The 17094-nt window shown below is 40.2% G+C and carries 19 protein-coding genes and 1 pseudogene; 13 read left to right on the forward strand and 7 right to left on the reverse strand.

The annotated features are described in order from the left end of the window. Nucleotides 1-153: 153 nt before the first annotated feature. The 3 genes and pseudogenes from AC5JQI_RS07275 to AC5JQI_RS07285 all read left to right on the forward strand — a co-directional run. Nucleotides 154-513 (forward strand): hypothetical protein, encoded by a 360-nt coding sequence (locus AC5JQI_RS07275; RefSeq protein ID WP_493914221.1) that lies wholly within the window; start codon nucleotides 154-156, stop codon nucleotides 511-513. Between the two features lie 649 nt (nucleotides 514-1162). Further along, complete coding sequence (locus tag AC5JQI_RS07280) at nucleotides 1163-1627, forward strand: hypothetical protein (RefSeq protein WP_493914222.1); 465 nt, start codon at nucleotides 1163-1165, stop codon at nucleotides 1625-1627. A gap of 91 nt (nucleotides 1628-1718) precedes the next feature. Continuing rightward, nucleotides 1719-1820: pseudogene (locus tag AC5JQI_RS07285) on the forward strand (helix-turn-helix domain-containing protein); the annotation flags it as partial. A 28-nt stretch (nucleotides 1821-1848) separates the two neighbouring features. Here AC5JQI_RS07285 and AC5JQI_RS07290 read toward each other — a convergent pair. Next, nucleotides 1849-2562: a LexA family protein gene (locus AC5JQI_RS07290; RefSeq protein WP_493914223.1), complete on the reverse strand. Its 714-nt coding sequence runs from the start codon at nucleotides 2560-2562 to the stop codon at nucleotides 1849-1851. A gap of 100 nt (nucleotides 2563-2662) precedes the next feature. Between AC5JQI_RS07290 and AC5JQI_RS07295 the strand changes: the two genes are divergently transcribed. The 8 genes from AC5JQI_RS07295 to AC5JQI_RS07330 all read left to right on the forward strand — a co-directional run bounded on the left by AC5JQI_RS07295 (nucleotide 2663) and on the right by AC5JQI_RS07330 (nucleotide 9251). Next, nucleotides 2663-2875 (forward strand): Cro/CI family transcriptional regulator, encoded by a 213-nt coding sequence (locus AC5JQI_RS07295; RefSeq protein WP_237387914.1) that lies wholly within the window; start codon nucleotides 2663-2665, stop codon nucleotides 2873-2875. A gap of 94 nt (nucleotides 2876-2969) precedes the next feature. Further along, nucleotides 2970-3422, forward strand: a complete 453-nt coding sequence (locus AC5JQI_RS07300) for a DUF2335 domain-containing protein (protein WP_323855727.1) — start codon at nucleotides 2970-2972, stop codon at nucleotides 3420-3422. Nucleotides 3423-3634: 212 nt separating this feature from the next. After that, on the forward strand, nucleotides 3635-4177 hold the full coding sequence (gene ybiA / locus AC5JQI_RS07305) for a riboflavin biosynthesis intermediates N-glycosidase (RefSeq protein WP_493914224.1): 543 nt from the start codon (nucleotides 3635-3637) through the stop codon (nucleotides 4175-4177). A 209-nt stretch (nucleotides 4178-4386) separates the two neighbouring features. After that, a complete protein-coding gene (locus AC5JQI_RS07310) occupies nucleotides 4387-5148 on the forward strand; it encodes a thioesterase II family protein (protein ID WP_493914225.1) in 762 nt (253 codons plus the stop codon). A gap of 231 nt (nucleotides 5149-5379) precedes the next feature. Further along, nucleotides 5380-5982: an RBBP9/YdeN family alpha/beta hydrolase gene (locus AC5JQI_RS07315; protein ID WP_493914226.1), complete on the forward strand. Its 603-nt coding sequence runs from the start codon at nucleotides 5380-5382 to the stop codon at nucleotides 5980-5982. Between the two features lie 358 nt (nucleotides 5983-6340). Then, nucleotides 6341-7921, forward strand: coding sequence for an L-lactate permease (locus tag AC5JQI_RS07320; RefSeq protein WP_493914227.1), 1581 nt, complete (start codon nucleotides 6341-6343; stop codon nucleotides 7919-7921). Nucleotides 7922-7959: 38 nt separating this feature from the next. Then, nucleotides 7960-9102 carry an FMN-dependent L-lactate dehydrogenase LldD gene (lldD, locus tag AC5JQI_RS07325; protein WP_493914228.1) on the forward strand — a complete coding sequence of 381 codons (1143 nt, stop codon included), beginning with the start codon at nucleotides 7960-7962 and terminating at the stop codon, nucleotides 9100-9102. Further along, the gene (locus AC5JQI_RS07330) at nucleotides 9102-9251 is read left to right on the forward strand and encodes a hypothetical protein (protein WP_493914229.1); all 150 of its coding nucleotides are present in this window, start codon (nucleotides 9102-9104) and stop codon (nucleotides 9249-9251) included. Before lldD ends, AC5JQI_RS07330 begins: the two co-directional genes overlap by 1 nt. A gap of 99 nt (nucleotides 9252-9350) precedes the next feature. Here the strand turns inward: AC5JQI_RS07330 and AC5JQI_RS07335 are convergent, their stop codons facing one another. Continuing rightward, nucleotides 9351-10139 (reverse strand): PhzF family phenazine biosynthesis protein, encoded by a 789-nt coding sequence (locus tag AC5JQI_RS07335; protein WP_493914230.1) that lies wholly within the window; start codon nucleotides 10137-10139, stop codon nucleotides 9351-9353. A gap of 175 nt (nucleotides 10140-10314) precedes the next feature. Between AC5JQI_RS07335 and AC5JQI_RS07340 the strand changes: the two genes are divergently transcribed. Then, nucleotides 10315-10848, forward strand: coding sequence for a hypothetical protein (locus AC5JQI_RS07340; RefSeq protein WP_493914231.1), 534 nt, complete (start codon nucleotides 10315-10317; stop codon nucleotides 10846-10848). A 448-nt stretch (nucleotides 10849-11296) separates the two neighbouring features. Here the strand turns inward: AC5JQI_RS07340 and AC5JQI_RS07345 are convergent, their stop codons facing one another. After that, nucleotides 11297-12238 (reverse strand): Kdo(2)-lipid IV(A) acyltransferase, encoded by a 942-nt coding sequence (locus AC5JQI_RS07345; RefSeq protein WP_493914232.1) that lies wholly within the window; start codon nucleotides 12236-12238, stop codon nucleotides 11297-11299. A gap of 430 nt (nucleotides 12239-12668) precedes the next feature. Here AC5JQI_RS07345 and trhO point away from each other — a divergent pair, with 430 nt between their 5' ends. Further along, nucleotides 12669-13727, forward strand: a complete 1059-nt coding sequence (gene trhO, locus AC5JQI_RS07350; protein ID WP_493914233.1) for an oxygen-dependent tRNA uridine(34) hydroxylase TrhO — start codon at nucleotides 12669-12671, stop codon at nucleotides 13725-13727. A 343-nt stretch (nucleotides 13728-14070) separates the two neighbouring features. Here the strand turns inward: trhO and tnpC are convergent, their stop codons facing one another. The 4 genes from tnpC to bssS all read right to left on the reverse strand — a co-directional run bounded on the left by tnpC (nucleotide 14071) and on the right by bssS (nucleotide 16926). Then, the gene (gene tnpC, locus AC5JQI_RS07355; protein WP_493913440.1) at nucleotides 14071-15573 is read right to left on the reverse strand and encodes an IS66 family transposase; all 1503 of its coding nucleotides are present in this window, start codon (nucleotides 15571-15573) and stop codon (nucleotides 14071-14073) included. A 70-nt stretch (nucleotides 15574-15643) separates the two neighbouring features. Then, the gene (tnpB, locus tag AC5JQI_RS07360) at nucleotides 15644-15997 is read right to left on the reverse strand and encodes an IS66 family insertion sequence element accessory protein TnpB (RefSeq protein ID WP_275358884.1); all 354 of its coding nucleotides are present in this window, start codon (nucleotides 15995-15997) and stop codon (nucleotides 15644-15646) included. Further along, on the reverse strand, nucleotides 15994-16323 hold the full coding sequence (tnpA, locus tag AC5JQI_RS07365) for an IS66 family insertion sequence element accessory protein TnpA (RefSeq protein WP_493912782.1): 330 nt from the start codon (nucleotides 16321-16323) through the stop codon (nucleotides 15994-15996). Before tnpA ends, tnpB begins: the two co-directional genes overlap by 4 nt. 348 nt (nucleotides 16324-16671) lie before the next feature. After that, entirely contained in the window at nucleotides 16672-16926 is a 255-nt protein-coding gene (gene bssS, locus AC5JQI_RS07370) for a biofilm formation regulator BssS (protein ID WP_237387904.1), read from the reverse strand. Nucleotides 16927-17094 lie beyond the last annotated feature (168 nt).

Below are 17094 nucleotides of genomic sequence, written 5' to 3' on the forward strand. Positions count from 1 at the left end.
AAAGACGACAGGTAGAACTGGTTTTGTAGACTTTCTTTATCTGATTTAAGTTATCAGTGCTGCCCTTATTTTAATATGGAATGTTCAGAGATTATGCAGGTAATATCTAAGTGATGTTTGGCAAGGTTAATTTGTATAAATAAGAGGATTGTTATGATAAATAAAAAAGTGAGTTTTATTGCGGGGCTGCTTTTATCTCTGGTTGCTGGAACCGGAATAGCTGCTGAACGAGTAACAATTGGGAAAGAAGTCATTAATCCTAGTACTTTTAACTGTGATAAATTTATGTCGTCAGGCTATTATATAGGTAAGTTGGATTATGTAATATCTTTAAATAGCCTGAATAGTACTCATTATTGGTTTGTAAGTTCAGAGCAGGATAATCAAACAGGGTGTGTCCGAGTTGATGAATCAAAAGTGAAGCAAGCTCAGATTATTCATGACGCATTCCTTCAAGGAAAGATTGTAAAAGTTAAACTGAATGGGTTTGTCATAGAATCGATGTCATATTGAGTTTGTATATTAGAATCTCATAGCCCCGCGCTCGCGGGGTTTTTTTTACTGCCTAAAATCCCCCTTTTCTTCGATTTAGGAAACTATTGTGAATTTAAGTGACATATCCTTAATTAACGACGGCTCGCTAAACTTTACAGAACATTACCGGGGGCTTGATTACTCGAAAGGCGATGGCTATTTCAAACAATGCCGGGATTTGAAACAGTCGGGATTTAAACCGCTTGTCGATGATTTTCGTGATGCCCGGAAAACTTAGGCGTCACGGCAAAAGACATTCACGCCGCCACCGAGAAGCATGGGCGATATTTCTACGTCAGCAGGCTCTTATTTCTATAGGAATACGCCGTGAGTACAACATTAATATTCAAAGATCGTGAAATTATCCCTTTTGATAATGGTGATGGGAACATTTGGTTTACCAGTAAACAACTGGCTGATTTATTTTTCAATAAATGAGACGAGTAAGAATGCAGGGAACGTATTCTTAGATTACAAAATACATAATTATGTTAAGGCATGTAGAGATAATCAAAGAGGAAAAAGCTAAGGAAATAGAATATAGTCTGTAGATGGATGTAGTGTATCCCCGTAGAGTGGGAAGAGTAACAATCCAGCCCCGCTGGTGTTTTATTTTTTAGTAAGTTTTTTGAGTGAGTCTTCGATTTGTTGGTATGAATCATATTGGTCAAGAGAAACCATAGTCGCCTTCCATTATGATGAAGAAATAAGCACGTTATTCATTGATGTAGACCTGCCGGAAATAGAAGACACACCAGTCTCTAATGGCGAGCGCTTGAAAACCGCTGAGGAATATTTTTATGATTACACGAGGCATGTTCACGCTGTGATCCTTCGTGTATCCGGCATAGCTTTCAGAGTGTGTCCAGAAGTTCAATTTGTCGTGACGGCTGGTTATTCACAAATATTTAATCACGATACTGGTGATGAAGATGACTGTTATCTGATTAATGCTAGGCTCAATAGAGAGAAATTTGAGTGGCTACCAATCAAAAACATAGCTAAGTGTGACCCCATACAATATTTGTCAGGTTTTGATGTGTTAGTTAACATGGTAAACAATAAAATGAATGCAATTGAGGTGAGATGGTGACATAAAACTCCTTATGGGGCTTTTCTTTGTAATTACTCTTAGCAATCAACTGTTATAATTACCGCAAAAAAGAGAGGACGGTATGAAAAAGCGACACTGGGAACAAGGGAGACGGGAAACAACAGGGCCAGCTAAAGCCCTGTTAAGAGCAATAGACAAAGATCCCATTAATGTTCTAAAAGCGCTATCCTACCCTTATCTTTTAAAGGGGTATAAGTGGCTTAAGGTAGTTTATCAACCTTTGCCTCCACAACAACCCCCACAATATGTACATGATTGTTGAGAGGGATCATATTATATTGCGGATTCAGTGGCTTCAAAAACTTATCATATCCTTCAGTAATCAATTGCTTAAAAGTCAGTTCTTTTTCCCCATCCAGCTTTGCGACGACTAACTTGTTGATTGTAGGCTTTATTTCTGGATCAATTAAAATGATCATGCCTGATGGTATGCTTAATCCATTTGGGGAAGCCATTGAATCACCTTTTACTTCCAGCCAAAAAGCACGCTGTGAACATTCGACAACAGTTTCATATCTCTTTTCAATACGATTTGAATTGTATGTAGTCGCGGGTTCTTCACACCAATGGCCTGCACTTGCCCAGTCAAGTAATGGGTATTGTTTTTGAAGTTGTGGATGGTCAGAAAATGCAACATTATCGCCATAGAGAACAGTAACAAGTTTTCTGGCTTGTTTCTCTAATAATGGACTGAAATCTGCAATCTGAACCCCTAATTTTTGGGCAAAATAAGTTGCCATCTCCAGATTAAGTGCGTTTATGCCGTTGAGATAGTGTGAAATTGCACTTTGAGTCTTGCCAATTTCTTCTGCAAGCGTTTCCTGAGAGATGCCGAGCTGTTTTTTCTTGGATTCAAATAGCTCTTTTAAGCGTGTGGCATCTGCAAGTTGTTCTGCTGTGAGTTTCTTTTTCATGAGAGCATTTTAATACCAACGCTATTAAAATGATAAATACTAAAAGTATTGAAATATTTAGTACTTTAGATATTATTTTGAGATGTACAGGAGGAAACTTATGGAAAAAATTCCATTATCAGAATATGTAAAGCTAAATGGCCAAGCTAAAACAGCAGGTTTGGTTGGTGTTCACCAGACTGCGATAAGTAAGGCATTGAGATCAGGCCGTAAAATATTTTTAATTCGTCAGGAAGATGGAACTTATAAAGCTGAAGAATGTCGCCCATTTCCTAGCCAAAAACAGGCTGTATTACGGGTAGAGGAAATATAAGAAGGATGACTAATTCATCTCTATTATAGATTGAGTTTAGTGATGTCACTGATTTTATTAAGATGTTTTTTGTGTATATTGCTTGGGAGAAAACATGAATTCTAACATTTACCACTATTTGAGAATGATAGGGAGTATCCTGGATATCATGCCTGCAAACGATTATCGTGATACTTTAGAAACTGATTCATCAAATGAATATTTATTCGAAAATAGAGAGTATTCTTGTTATTTTGACTTACTTCCATCACCAGAAGTATTAAAAAATTATGAGTCAATCTTACCGGGTTGTACAGAAAGAATATTCTCTCTGAGAGAGAAAGAGCAACTTTTTCAACATGAAAAACAGAAAAAAGCGCTTGATGGCCTGATTAACCGGGATAAAAGAGGGCAATGGATGGGTTTCTTCATCGCTATGTTTATCTTAATGATTGCGACTGTTTTTGCTTTTAAAGGTGAAATTTTGTTTGCTGGTACTTTAATCACTATTGATTTAGTCGGATTGGTTGCTGTGTTTGTCATAGGGCGAAAATTAAATATTGCGTGACATTAAATCACTATAGAAAGTGATTCAGAGAATATGTACTATTTTGACTTACTATTTTTTATAGCTGTTATTTTTGTTCAAATTTATCTCCATGGTTCTTACTCTATGTCAATCAAACTGGCATGGAATTCATCGACAAATATAAAAAAAATTGTATGATAGAGGAAATGCTTGTGTATTAAAAATAAATTAGCGTGTAATAGAGAGTTAATATGGATATTAAAACTGTATGTGATCTTCACCAATCAGGAAAGAAACTGAAATATCTTTTTTTCTGGGGACATAAAACGAATCATACCAACCATATGGCTAAATTTTGTCTGAGTCAGTGGTATCCCATCCAATTTACTGTTGATGAAATAGAATATGCCAGTGCGGAACATTATATGATGGCAGAGAAGGCGCGTCTGTTTAATGATCCTGAAGCATTGAAGAAAATTATCAATGCTAAAAATCCTGGTGCAGTGAAAGTATATGGTCGTGAAATACGTGGCTTTAAGCAGTCTATTTGGGATGAACATAGATTTAAGATAGTAATTGAGGGTAATCTGGCTAAATTTTCTCAAAATAAGATTTTGGCTGAATTCTTATTGAAAACAGGGGATCAAATATTGGTTGAGGCCAGCCCTATGGATCGTATCTGGGGAATCGGGTTGGCAGAAAACTCTCCCAATATTCAGAATCCTTTGACATGGGATGGACTGAATTTACTGGGATTTGCATTGATGGCTGTACGTGAGAGATTAAAGGCATAAGTTAAAACTTGGAGCTTGATTGGATAGGCTCAAAAAACAGCTGGGTTGAGCTGAAAAGGGGGTAATACCTTATCTATGCTCTACTCTCAGCTAATTAAGAATTGTAATTTAATCAATTTATTCTGTTATAGAAAAAGAAACTAATAGTTATTACTCTATATTTAATGAACTTCATCTAAAGTTATCCATACGACCAAAGGAACTTAATCTTGCTTGATTCAGTTTTATTTTCTGCGATCAAAAGGCCGAAAGCTAAAGTACAGTTGGTATTTTTACACCACGCTGGAGGTTCTTGTTTTTCCTATATGGAATTAGCTAACAAATTGTCGGAGTCTATTGAAGTCTATTTTCTGGAACTTCCGGGTAGGGGAATGCGAATGTCGGAACCTTTCCAGACAGACGCTGGCACTGTACTGTCTGATATTCTTGCATCAATAAAACGTTTAAGGCTAGGAGAGGATAAACCTTTGCTATTGTTTGGTCACAGTTTAGGTGCAGAGCTTGCTTATCAAGTTGTTCGTAAAATTGAGAGTGAAATACCTGAAAAAAATTTAGCGCTAATTCTTTCTGCCCGTGCTTTTGTCGATCCAGAAAGTTTTAAAAATAGCCCAAGTGAGGAATATTCTGATACTCATGTATTGGATGTCATTGAGCAATGTGAAGGAACACCCTCAGATGTTCTTGCTAACCCTGAGTTACGTAATTATTTAATAAGAACAATGAAAAATGATTTGGTTTTACTTAATTCTTTATCTCGATTACCAAAAGGGAAAATTAATACCCAAACTCATGTCATAGGTGGATCCCAGGACAACAGAGTTCCTGTTTCCCGTTTGGAGGGATGGTGGAATGTATTGACTGCACCAATAGAACAACAAATTTTTACCGGAGGGCATTTTTATTTGTTTATTAATGATGCAGTACTCCCTTGGCTTGAAAAACGGGCCAGAGAATTAGTTGAACAAATTTAGCGTTATCACTTCTGAGGATTGTTTGTTAAGCGAGCAGTGTTCTTTATTTACTCAGAGGATCTGAAATTAATAGAATGATAATACGAGTGAAATATCCACCTAGTTGAATGATTTGGTATTTATCAACCAATAGTTAATCAATATGTTATTGACTTATGTTGTTTATAAGTTATTAATAATGTCAAGTTTTATCCCAATAAAATCGGTGTATTATTCAGCAGGATAAAGTCAATGACGTTAGAAAAAATAAAGAACGATGAGCTGTTTTCTGGAAAGAAAGTAATTATTATTCATGGATATACTGCATCACCTTCATTGCATTGGTTCCCTTGGTTAAAAGAGGTACTGATTGAACAAGGCGCAGAGGTTATCATACCTGCGATGCCTGAATCGTTAGCACCGAAACCTGAAGCATGGGCTAAGATGATGATGGATATTGCGCCACAGGTGGATAGCAATACAATTTTTATTGGCCATAGCCTCGGGTGTATTACTGTTCTGAGACATTTAGAGGTCATACGTTCAGCTTCTCTTCATATTGACGGATATATTCTGGTTGCAGGGTGTGACTCACCTCAAGCTACTTTACCAGAACTGGATTCTTTTACCGCTGAGCCGTTAGATCATGCTTTTTTGCGAGAAATAACAGAACACCGTATTTCAATCATTTCCTCTAATGATGAGATTGTTTCTCCACAATCTTCTCATGCTTTGGCTCAATCGTTGCAAACTAAAGTGATTACCATTGATAATGGCGGTCATTTTCTTGATAGAGACGGTTTTACTCGTCTGTTACCTGTTTATGAAGCCCTGAAAATGATGGTATCAGAGTAATAATATAGAGCTTTCGGTTCTAAGAATAAAAAATTATATTCTCTCAATTTTCTAGCTTTTAATCTTGATCTGGAGAATTGAGAGTTTTTATATATTAAATATAAAAGACCAGTGAGTTATTTAAAGTAATACCCACTCATTCACCTCGTCTATGATGGTAGCTTAATATGTGAATTCAAGTGATTTTTAAATATTTTATTTAATAAAAATGAGTTGTTATAAAGTTATATTATTTCTGACTATCAAAAAATCACAGAGTATGAGTCTGAGAAAAAGTGTGATTATAATGGTTTTGTTATACAAAATTCACTTTTAATTAAAATTTGTTGGCCGATAAAAACAGCTCTCTGAGGATTTTATGCCCCTGTTTTTTAGTATCTCTCCGATTATTCTGCTGATTTGGATGATGACCAAACGTAATGGTATTCCATCCTATATTGCTTTACCCCTGACTGCGCTTATTGTTTATCTCATGCAAGCATTTTGGTTTGGGGTTCAACCGAGATTATTACATGCCAATATCATAACCGCGTTGATTGCTGTTTTTACTCCTGTCACGATTATTTTAGGTGCGATTTTACTGAGTAAATTGATGCAAATTAGTGGCGCTGAAGATGTTGTACGCAATTGGTTAGAAAATATCAGTCCTAATCCTGTAGCTCAGTTGATGATCATTGGCTGGGCTTTTGCTTTTATGATTGAAGGTGCCAGTGGTTTTGGAACACCAGCTGCGATTGCTGCTCCTATATTGGTAGGTTTAGGGTTTAATCCATTGAGGGTGGTTTTACTGACTTTGGTAATGAACTCAGTTCCTGTTTCTTTCGGGGCAGTAGGAACGCCGACTTGGTTCGGTTTTGCCAATCTTGGGCTGCCTGATGATAATTTATTGGAAATTGGTCGATTGAGTGCATTGATCCATTTTGTTGCTGGTTTGGTTATTCCACTATTGGCATTGAGATTTATTGTGTCGTGGCAGGAAATCCGCCAAAACATCTTATTTATTTTTTTGAGCATTTTAAGTTGCACAGTGCCTTACTTATTATTGGCTCAGGTCAATTATGAATTTCCTGCGCTAATGGGAGGAGCGATTGGTTTGGCTTTATCAGTATTACTCGCTCGCTTGAGTATCGGCATAAGACATTATGAAAGGAGATACTCTGTGCAATCTGTCCCTTTTAACAAGATAGTCAAAGCCATGATGCCAACTATGTTATTAATTGTGATTTTAGTTATTACCCGTATTTATCAATTGGGGATCAAAGAACTATTAAATAACGCTGAAATTGCTTGGCAATTGAATTTAGGATGGTTGGGTGATTTGATTATCAGTAAATCTTTAATTATCAGTTTGCAACAAGTATTAGGCACGTCAGCTTCTGCCGGCTATAAAATGTTATATGTACCCGCAATTGTTCCATTTCTATTGGTAGTATTGATGTGCATTCCATTGTTTCAATTGAATCGCCATCAGGTCAAACAGATGTTTTGTGAGACGGCCTCAGGGATTTTCAAGCCATTTATTGCGTTATTTGGTGCATTAATAATGGTCAATATGATGATGATTGGGGATGAAAATTCACCAGTTATTATTATTGGCAAAGCACTGGCTTCAATGACTGGGGAGGGTTGGCTTTTGTTTTCTTCATTTCTGGGGGCACTGGGCTCCTTCTTTTCAGGTTCTAATACGGTTTCTAATCTGACATTTGGAGGGATCCAGCATTCCATTGCGTTAAGCAATGGAATAAATATCAATCTAATGCTGGCCTTACAATCTGTTGGCGGTGCTATGGGCAACATGATTTGTCTGAATAATATTATTGCTGTTTGTTCTATTTTAGGACTCTCCAATGTTGAAGGTCAGATTATGAAAAAGACGGTTTTACCAATGCTGGTTTATGGGGGAATTGCGGCTGTGATGGCCTTAATTCTGGCATCCTGAAAATGTGCAAATAATTTTTCAACAATAAGGTGCATATTATGATTATTTCCGCTTCAACTGATTATCGAGCGGCAGCACAGGCTAAGTTACCGCCTTTTTTATTCCATTATATTGATGGTGGAGCCTATGCAGAGCATACCCTTAAACGTAATACCACAGATTTATCGGATATTGAGTTACGCCAACGTGTATTGAAAGACATGTCTGAATTGAGTCTGGAAACCAGTCTGTTCGGAGAAAAAGTCTCAATGCCTGTGGCGCTGGCACCTGTGGGATTATCGGGAATGTATGCGCGTCGTGGTGAAGTGCAGGCTGCACGTGCTGCGGCTAAAAAGGGAATTCCATTTACTTTGTCGACGGTATCAATATGCCCGATTGAAGAAGTGGCTGCTGCGATTGATCGTCCGATATGGTTTCAGCTTTATGTACTGAAAGATCGTGGTTTTATGCGTAATGTGCTGGAAAGGGCACAAGCTGCGGGTGTTAAGAATCTGGTGTTTACGGTTGATATGCCAGTTCCCGGAGCACGTTATCGTGATGCACATTCTGGTATGAGTGGCCCGAATGCTGCCATGCGACGTATTTTGCAAGCGATGACCCACCCGCGTTGGGCATGGGATGTGGGGCTTCGGGGCAAGCCACATGATCTTGGTAATATTTCTGTATATCGCGGCAAGCCAATCAAACTGGAAGATTATATGGGATGGTTGGGAAGTAATTTTGATCCTTCTATTTCATGGAAAGATTTGGAATGGATCCGTGATCTCTGGAAAGGGCCAATGATTATTAAAGGCATTCTTGATCCTGAAGATGCTAAAGATGCTGTACGTTTTGGCGCAGATGGCATTGTAGTATCTAACCACGGCGGGCGTCAGCTTGATGGTGTCCTGTCAACGGCACGGGCTTTACCCTCAATTGTCGATGCAGTAAAAAATGACATTACCATCCTTACCGATTCTGGTATACGAACCGGATTGGATGTACTGAGAATGCTTGCTCTGGGAGCCGATAGTGTTTTGTTGGGGCGTGCTTTTGTTTATGCGCTTGCAGCGGCGGGTGAGGCGGGGGTTTTCAATCTGTTGGATCTGATTGATAAAGAGATGAGAGTGGCGATGATGTTAACTGGAGCAAAATCAATCTCAGAAATTAATTCAGAATTGTTGGTACACCATCAGGCTTAATGGACAATGGTAGCCATTGTGAGTCAGCAGAATTTATTCTGCTGACTGTATTCCTATTAGCTTTATCCCTATGGAGCGATATTCCTGTCATTCAGGTTTATCTGGCTGTTCGTGAAGGTTTTCAGTCAAGTGAATATGATAACGACTAATTTGCCCGAGAAGTAGTTAGACAGTTATCAATATCTTTAAGATTATTTTTATTTCATTAATCATGTTGGTTTTATTATTTTTTATATAAAAATTATGTTCTACACGTTTTCGAGCAATATTTGCCCATATGAAAAGAGTGTTGCTTTGCCCGTCAGATAAACACGATCGCCATCTATTCTGCATAATAATTCACCTCCTCGTTCGGATAATTGACGAGCCCGGAGTTCGGTTTTATTGAGCCGTTTTCCCCAAAAAGGAGCTAAAACACAATGGCTGGAACCCGTGACAGGATCTTCATTGACGCCTTTTGCGGGAGAGAAATAGCGTGAAACAAAATCAGCAGATGAATCCCCAATAGCAGTAATGGCAAGCCCTGGTAAGGAAAGGGTAGCGATTTTATCAAAGTGAGGTTGGGTACCGATGATTTGTTCAACAGAGTCTAATACACAAATGTAGCGATCTCGTGAGATAAGGACTTCAAGGACGTTTTGTCTCAAGGCTTCTTGCATAATCGGGATAAGTGCCTTTTCATCATGGCAATCGACGGCAGGGAAATCCAGTGTAAAAATTCCATTTTGATGAGAAACACGAAGTTCACCAGAGTTGCTTTGGAAAGTGAGCTGGTTACTCTGATAGTTTCTATGTTCTATCAGAACAAATGCAGTCGCCAATGTTGCGTGTCCACATAAATCGACTTCGGTTCTAGGTGTAAACCAGCGAAGTTGGTCTTCTACCAGAAAAGCCGTTTCGGGGAGACCGATTTCCGCGGCAATGGAAACTAATGTTTCATCTGTCGGCCATTTATCCAATAAGACAACAGCAGCGGGATTGCCGGAAAACAGTTTTTCTGTAAAAGCATCTACTTGGTAAATCGGGTATGAATGCATCAGGGTTTCACTTTATTTTTTTCAATGGGGAATAGAATACAGAATGTTAAAAATGCTTTTATTTGTAAAGAGTTATATTGTTTGAATGCAAAATATACAAATATTTTGGTATTGACCTTAGGTGATAATGACTATTAAATAATAATTATTTGTTATAATTACAATAGGGAATAATATGAAAATCAAAGGATCTCCTTTCCTGTTTTTTATTTTGTCAGTGTGTTTTTCTCAGGCTCTGGCATTGGATTTAGGCTACAAAAGCGCTATACCTGCTGATAACAAACCTTCAGAAGAGTATCTGAAAAAAAGAAACCAGTTGGATCACAAAGACTGGAATATGGAAAAACTGGCTTCTGATAATGCTTTGGCTGAGAAACGGGAGAATGAACGTCAGGAATACCAGAATAGGTTTAAACACAATACATTTGAACAGAAACAACCTTCGCCATTCCCTTACGATTGGGATGAGAAAAGGTGGATAACCTCTTCTCATATGAGCCAGCCACACGTTATGGCGCAATTCAATTACGATTCGGAAGAGAGAAAGTGGACAATTTCTCCTTCTACTCATATGAGCACGGTACACATTATGCAGAATTTCAAAAAACATAAACGCCGATGCTATAGAGAAACCAGACAGAAATTAGAAAAGGAAAAAGGAAATGGCTATTCCTATGCTGATATTTCTGATGCTTGTGGTTTTTATTAGAATACCGATGATTATCAGATTGAGCGCTGCATCAGGGGAAATGGGTCGATTCAGGTTGAAGTAAGTCCAACTGTGGTTCTACTTCAGCTTGATAAAATTGTATCAAAACCGCCCAATCTCGTTTTCATTGAGTTTACATAAAAGTAAAGCCATCTCAGTATAACGAAGATGGCTTTTGTACATCTAATTATCGATTATTTTCTCAATTAGGATTTTGCTTCCGTTCCATATAATCTGCTCATCAAACGACGATGGCTTATCCGCACATACGTGATAGGGATAAAACCGTCGTGGTTGCAAAGCGAAAAATCAGCAGTGCTATCAGTATTCCCAATCCATCGACGTCAAAGCTCCAGTACCAATCATAATATTGTTATTTCAGATTATCTTTTTTCTAATTTTCTGATTTATAGTCTTTTTTTAGAAATTGGTTATCAAATGATTTGTATTAGTGGATATTATCGTTATCACCGTATAGGGATGGCATCCCTTCTGGGCGTGTCTTGAAGCGACGATGTAGCCACATATATTGTTCAGGTGATTGCATAATTTCCTGCTCAATTACCTTATTAATAAATGTTGCCGCTTCTATTTCATTCTTCAGAGGAAAACCTTCTACAGCAGCTTGGATAATTAATTCATAGCCTTTGCCATCAGGCAACCTGTGAGGAGTAAAAGGGATTAATGCAGGATTGGATAAGCGGACGAGAATTGAAGTGCCTGTTGTGGTTGCAGCATGCTTAACAGCAAATAACGGAGCGAAAACGCTGTTGCGTGGGCCATAATCATGATCAGGCGCATACCAGACAATTTCGCCGTTTTTCAGACAGCGGATCATCCCCTTAACATCTTTTCTATCCAGCATGTATTTATTAGAGCGTAGTCGTCCCCAAGTTTGCAGCCAATCCATGACTGGATTGTCATTTGGGCGATAAACTCCAATGCCCGGGTTCAGAATCCCAAAGATACGTGCCCCTAATTCTAATGTTAGAAAATGAATCCCAATAACGATAATCCCTTGGCCTTCGGACTGCACTTTTTGAATGTTTTCCCGTCCGGTGATTTTAAACCAGCGTTTGACTCTCCAGTCAGGCCAGAACCAGGCCATTCCGGTTTCAAACAGACCCATGCCAACAGATTCAAAATTTTTGATCAGCCATTCATGCCGTTTTTCTGGTGACATTTCAGGAAAACAGAGTGCCAGATTACGTTCAGCAACTTTGGCACGTTTTTTCAAAAAACGTTGTGAAAGCCGCCCCAACCGAGTACCCATCCAGTAAATCGCGGGATAAGGAAGTAAAACCAATAAATAAAGTATGCCGATACCTAGCCAAGTCAGCCAGTAACGGGGGTGTAAAAATGAACGATGAAAAGAGGGTGCTTGTATCATGTGTTTTCAGTATGTTTTGTCAGGTACCTACAGAGATAGGCCCTAAGAGTAATATTGGCATGATTATGATATTCCCTTGCCTGATATTCAAATATTTGATTTAGATTGTTTGGATAAAAGAACATAAATCATGATGGGCTGCAGGCCATTTTCACTATGATATCAATGACTTTGATATCGATGTCAAAGAGCGTCGATTCCTGTCCTTACAGTGATAGGCAAGTTAGTTTTGAGGTTTTAGTAGATTCATGGTACGGATTGATAGATCTAGGTCACAAGAAAAAGTAATATTGTAGAAAATAAAAAATCCCAAGTGTGCTTGGGATTTCTGATTAAAAATTGTCGATAATGGTCCAGTGTGTCCACTTTGTGGGCATAGAAAGACATAAAATCATAAATATCAATGAACTACGAGGATATTCTGAACACCATGCCAGTGTTACACAACCGTATTTCTAATAAAGAGCTGAAAGAGCACATGTTGGCTGAAGTTGAGCCGCGCACGACTATCTCTTTTTATAAATATTTTACCATCGCCGAACCACAGTTTTTTCGCGATAGTTTTTATCGTAAATTCACTGAGTTGTCTGTTTTTGGGCGAGTTTATATCGCCAAAGAAGGTATCAATGCACAAATCAGTGTGCCCTCCAAAAATGTTGATGCCTTAAAAGCATTATTGGATGAAACTGATCCTGCGTTACGCAACCTGCGCCTTAACATTGCTCTGGAAGATGACGGTAAGTCATTCTGGGTACTACGAATGAAAGTACGTGAGCGTATTGTTGCTGATGGTATTGAAGATGAAACTTTTGATCCATCAAAGACGGGCGAATATCTTAAAGCGGAACAGGTTAACCAAATGCTGGATGATCCTGAAACCGTCTTTGTCGATATGCGTAACCACTACGAATATGAAGTAGGGCATTTCGAAAATGCAATTGAAATTCCTTCAGATACGTTTCGTGAACAGTTACCAATGGCAGTAGACATGCTGAAGGACAACAAAGATAAAAATATCGTGATGTATTGCACTGGTGGCATTCGTTGTGAAAAAGCCAGTGCTTATATGTTGCATAACGGTTTTAACAAAGTCTACCACGTAGAGGGCGGCATTATTGAATATGCCCGTAAAGCGAAAGAACAAGAGTTACCGGTTCGCTTTATTGGTAAAAACTTTGTTTTTGATGAGCGAATGGGTGAGCGCATTTCTGAAGAAATCATTGCACACTGTCATCAGTGTGGTGCGCTGTGTGATAGTCATATCAATTGTAAAAATGATGGCTGTCACCTGCTATTTATCCAATGCCCATCTTGCGCAGAACGTTTTGAGGGCTGTTGTAGTAATGTTTGTCGTGAAGAAATGAAGCTTCCTGAAGAAGAACAACGTGCTCGTCGGGCAGGAAGAGAAAATGGGGCTAAGATTTTTAATAAGTCCCGTTATCGGTTAAATGATGGCTTAAATATAACTTCACTGCAATCCATTAAGTAATATACCCGTCGTCTTTCAAGTTTCAGTTTGGTTGACTGCACTTATTCCTCCCGGTCATGTAGATATCTATGTGACAGGGGGAATGTTCCCTTGTCTTCGCGTTACGACTGAAATTGAGTTAATGAATTTGTGAGGGCCAAACGTAGCGTAAATTAGGATTATTTGCGATTAAATAATTATTTAGAGGGATGCAACAGATATATTTAAAAATATTATAAATGAGAATTAACTCTATTTTGTCAGAAGCGCCTGATTTTTATATAATATATCTTTTATGAGAATAAACTGTTCTATTACTGATTTTTAATGTTTGGTGCTTCTATGGATGTCAGGTAAGCGTCAACTAAACCCCACCTTGCTTTTTCCATGGCAGCAGTTTTTCCAGATCCGGGGCGGGCTGGCATAACTCATCCAAACAGGTCATGACATAATCGAAGGGGATCAGGCCATTGGCTTTGGCCGTTTCAATGACACTGTAGAGGATCGCACTCGCCTGCGCACCGCGCGGGGTATGGCTGAACAGCCACGCCTTTCGCCCGATGACAAACGGTTTAATCGCCCTTTCAGCCCGGTTATTGTCGATCGACAAACGACCATCCTCCCGATAGCGGATCAGTTTGGGCCATTGATTACTCAGGTAAGTCACGGCCTCACCCAGCTTGCTTTTGGGGATCACCTGAGATTGGGTTTTAACCAGCCAGGCCGATAACTTATCCCAGATAGGAAGCGCTTTTTCCTGGCGGATCCGGTATTTTTCGGCCGGGCTTAACCCCTTGATCTGATGCTCAACCCGGTACAGTGACTGGATCAGGCTCAGCGCGATATCGGCTTTGCCCGTTTTGTTTTTTCCCTGCGCCTGCTTCGCTTCCATAAATTTACGACGGGCATGGGCCATGCAACCGACCAGCCGGGCACCGGTCTGCTCATAGCCTTGATAGCCATCCACCTGCAGATAACCTTGAAAACCGGCGAGATAGTCAGCAGCGCAGGTGCCTGAACGGCTGGCCTGGTGGTCATACAGCACAATATTCGGTGTGAGCGCCGCCGGTTCGGGGGTATCAGTGCCCACACAATAGACCCACATGTAATGGGTCGTTTTTTCAGACGTCACCCCCTTCACCGGGGTTTCATCCGCATGGAGAACCGGTTGTTGCAACAGCGTTTCCCTGAACCTGGTCACCAAAGGCGCAAACAACTGCGCGGATTTTACTATCCAGTCACTCTGGGTCTGGCGGCTGAGGTCAATGCCATACTGTTTGAACACACTTTCCTGACGGTACAGCGGTAACCCATACTGATATTTACTGGTGATAAGCTGGCTGAGCAGGCTGCTGGTCGCCATGCCTTTCTTGATGGGCATCGCTGGCAGGGAGGCTTGTTTGACAGGCGTCTGAATGCCGGATTTTTCACATTCACGGCAGGCGTATTTGGGGCGGACATGCTCAACCACCCTGATTTGAGCGGGAATGAACAACAGTTTTTCACTGCGATCTGCCCCCATCTGATGCAACCTGCCGCCACAGCACGCACACTGTTTTTCTTCCTCGGCGATATCATGGAACACGGTTTCGCGCGGTAAATCTTTGGGCAGGGGGTTGCGTGTCGGCTTACGGCGGGGAGGTGTGAGGGTTTCCTGTGCGGCGGCCGTTTCAGCCGGCAGCGCAATTTCTTCCGCTTCGTTAAACAACTCCCCCTGGCCGGGGAACGCTTCCGAGGAAGCCCCAAACCGTTTTTGTTGGGCTAAACGGAACTGCTCTTCCAAAAAGGCCAGCCGCTGCGACTGCTTAATCAGCAGCCGTTTCAGTTCAGCGGGGTCATTGGGCAGGGCATCAATATCAATTTTCATGGGGACATTTTATGCCATCCCCGGCGAAAAAGCGTAATTAATGCCCGTTGGTTTGATGATCATCAAGGGATCAGGCGACATGGCAATCCTGGACGGAGAAGGGCTGGTGCCCGATGACCTCATAACCCGATAACAACCCGTGCAGTTGCTGCTCTGTCAGGGTCAGGGAGGCACTGTTGACGGCGGTGGGCCATTTGAATTTCGCGTTCTCCAGCCGTTTGTACCAGAGCGCAAACCCGGTTTTATCCCAGTAGAGGATTTTGAGTTTATCCCGCTTCTTGTTGCAAAAGAGGAATAACGCGGTTTGCGTCGGCGACAGTTGCATTTCCAGCTCTACCCAGACCGCCAGCCCGTTGATGGATTTTCGGAAGTCGATAAATGAGCGGCACAAATACACCTCCGGCACATCCACAAACATTTTCATGCGGCGAGCCCTCGAATAATCGCAATGATAACATGCTTATCCGTGCCGGCAGGAAAACGCAGTGTGCCCTGTGGTGTCTCAAATAAGATGGGGAGTGGGCTGGATGAGGCGGATTTTTTCTGAGCGGTGCTGACGTTAATAAAAGCAGACGGTGAAGCCAGCCCAGACGGCTTTTCCGGTGGATGGGAGGTGCGTTGGCGGTGGTGATAGAACCGGGTGGTCGACACACCGATTTTTTGGCAAAACTGCGGGACAGTCAGTTCGGATTTTTTCTGCTGTTCAAACAGGTCCCGCCACTCGGCTTGAGTAAACCTGGATTGGCTCATGTGAGTTTTTTCCATCATCAGAATAGGTGAAACTATTTTAATCAATGGATTTATCCTGGCTAGGTGGGGTTCCCCGTACGCTTACGATGTCAGTTCTTAACATCCAGTAGTAGATAATTCTATTTTCCTGATAACTAAAATAGAGTTGTATGTGTTGAAGTTAGCGGATGGGTGTTTGACTGAAAGGATATGGTTTATCAATATAAATGTATAAATGCGCACTATATCTTGAGATTCATTGGGTATACAGATTATTTTGTTGGCTAATATTCATCCAGATGTTCTTGCTGGACACTCAAGGGGTTGAGTGTCCGAATTTTTTTGAAGTGTTGAAATCTATTGTTAAAGCTAATGTTTAATGTAATCGAGCTGACTATATTCTGAGGCTTCTATCTTTTCAATCCCAGCCTGTAAAATAAGGATGAGTTGCTTTGCAACACCCGTTGTTAACCATAATGTTTTGTCGACACTGACATTCTCTGGTGGTTGAGCTTCGGAAGATGAGTAATGAAGACGGAGCATCATGGCATCATAGGCGTCAACAGTACTGATATCCCAACCTACAACAGGATGAGTTTGAATTATTTCATTTTTTCTATCCATATAACCTCCTAATCAGACTACAGCATCACTATTGATATAATTGACTAAGAGCAAAAGATCTCATCTAAGACGAGCCAATAGCAGTATAAACCTTTTTAGCAATCAAAGAAGCGAAAAAAGCAGAATTTTTCACTTTATCACTGATAGAAATCATTGTAAGTTATTCCT

This window comes from Xenorhabdus sp. XBWT (assembly GCF_059072735.1).

What these genes read in the sequence shown, in the direction of transcription:
- AC5JQI_RS07275 (WP_493914221.1), top strand. Translation starts at nt 154, where the DNA reads ATGATAAATAAAAAAGTGAGTTTTATTGCGGGGCTGCTTTTATCTCTG.
- AC5JQI_RS07290 (WP_493914223.1), bottom strand. Translation starts at nt 2,562, where the DNA reads ATGAAAAAGAAACTCACAGCAGAACAACTTGCAGATGCCACACGCTTA.
- AC5JQI_RS07295 (WP_237387914.1), top strand. Translation starts at nt 2,663, where the DNA reads ATGGAAAAAATTCCATTATCAGAATATGTAAAGCTAAATGGCCAAGCT.
- AC5JQI_RS07300 (WP_323855727.1), top strand. Translation starts at nt 2,970, where the DNA reads ATGAATTCTAACATTTACCACTATTTGAGAATGATAGGGAGTATCCTG.
- ybiA (WP_493914224.1), top strand. Translation starts at nt 3,635, where the DNA reads ATGGATATTAAAACTGTATGTGATCTTCACCAATCAGGAAAGAAACTG.
- AC5JQI_RS07315 (WP_493914226.1), top strand. Translation starts at nt 5,380, where the DNA reads ATGACGTTAGAAAAAATAAAGAACGATGAGCTGTTTTCTGGAAAGAAA.
- AC5JQI_RS07320 (WP_493914227.1), top strand. Translation starts at nt 6,341, where the DNA reads ATGCCCCTGTTTTTTAGTATCTCTCCGATTATTCTGCTGATTTGGATG.
- lldD (WP_493914228.1), top strand. Translation starts at nt 7,960, where the DNA reads ATGATTATTTCCGCTTCAACTGATTATCGAGCGGCAGCACAGGCTAAG.
- AC5JQI_RS07330 (WP_493914229.1), top strand. Translation starts at nt 9,102, where the DNA reads ATGGACAATGGTAGCCATTGTGAGTCAGCAGAATTTATTCTGCTGACT.
- AC5JQI_RS07335 (WP_493914230.1), bottom strand. Translation starts at nt 10,139, where the DNA reads ATGCATTCATACCCGATTTACCAAGTAGATGCTTTTACAGAAAAACTG.
- AC5JQI_RS07340 (WP_493914231.1), top strand. Translation starts at nt 10,315, where the DNA reads ATGAAAATCAAAGGATCTCCTTTCCTGTTTTTTATTTTGTCAGTGTGT.
- AC5JQI_RS07345 (WP_493914232.1), bottom strand. Translation starts at nt 12,238, where the DNA reads ATGATACAAGCACCCTCTTTTCATCGTTCATTTTTACACCCCCGTTAC.
- trhO (WP_493914233.1), top strand. Translation starts at nt 12,669, where the DNA reads ATGCCAGTGTTACACAACCGTATTTCTAATAAAGAGCTGAAAGAGCAC.
- tnpC (WP_493913440.1), bottom strand. Translation starts at nt 15,573, where the DNA reads ATGAAAATTGATATTGATGCCCTGCCCAATGACCCCGCTGAACTGAAA.
- tnpB (WP_275358884.1), bottom strand. Translation starts at nt 15,997, where the DNA reads ATGAAAATGTTTGTGGATGTGCCGGAGGTGTATTTGTGCCGCTCATTT.
- tnpA (WP_493912782.1), bottom strand. Translation starts at nt 16,323, where the DNA reads ATGAGCCAATCCAGGTTTACTCAAGCCGAGTGGCGGGACCTGTTTGAA.
- bssS (WP_237387904.1), bottom strand. Translation starts at nt 16,926, where the DNA reads ATGGATAGAAAAAATGAAATAATTCAAACTCATCCTGTTGTAGGTTGG.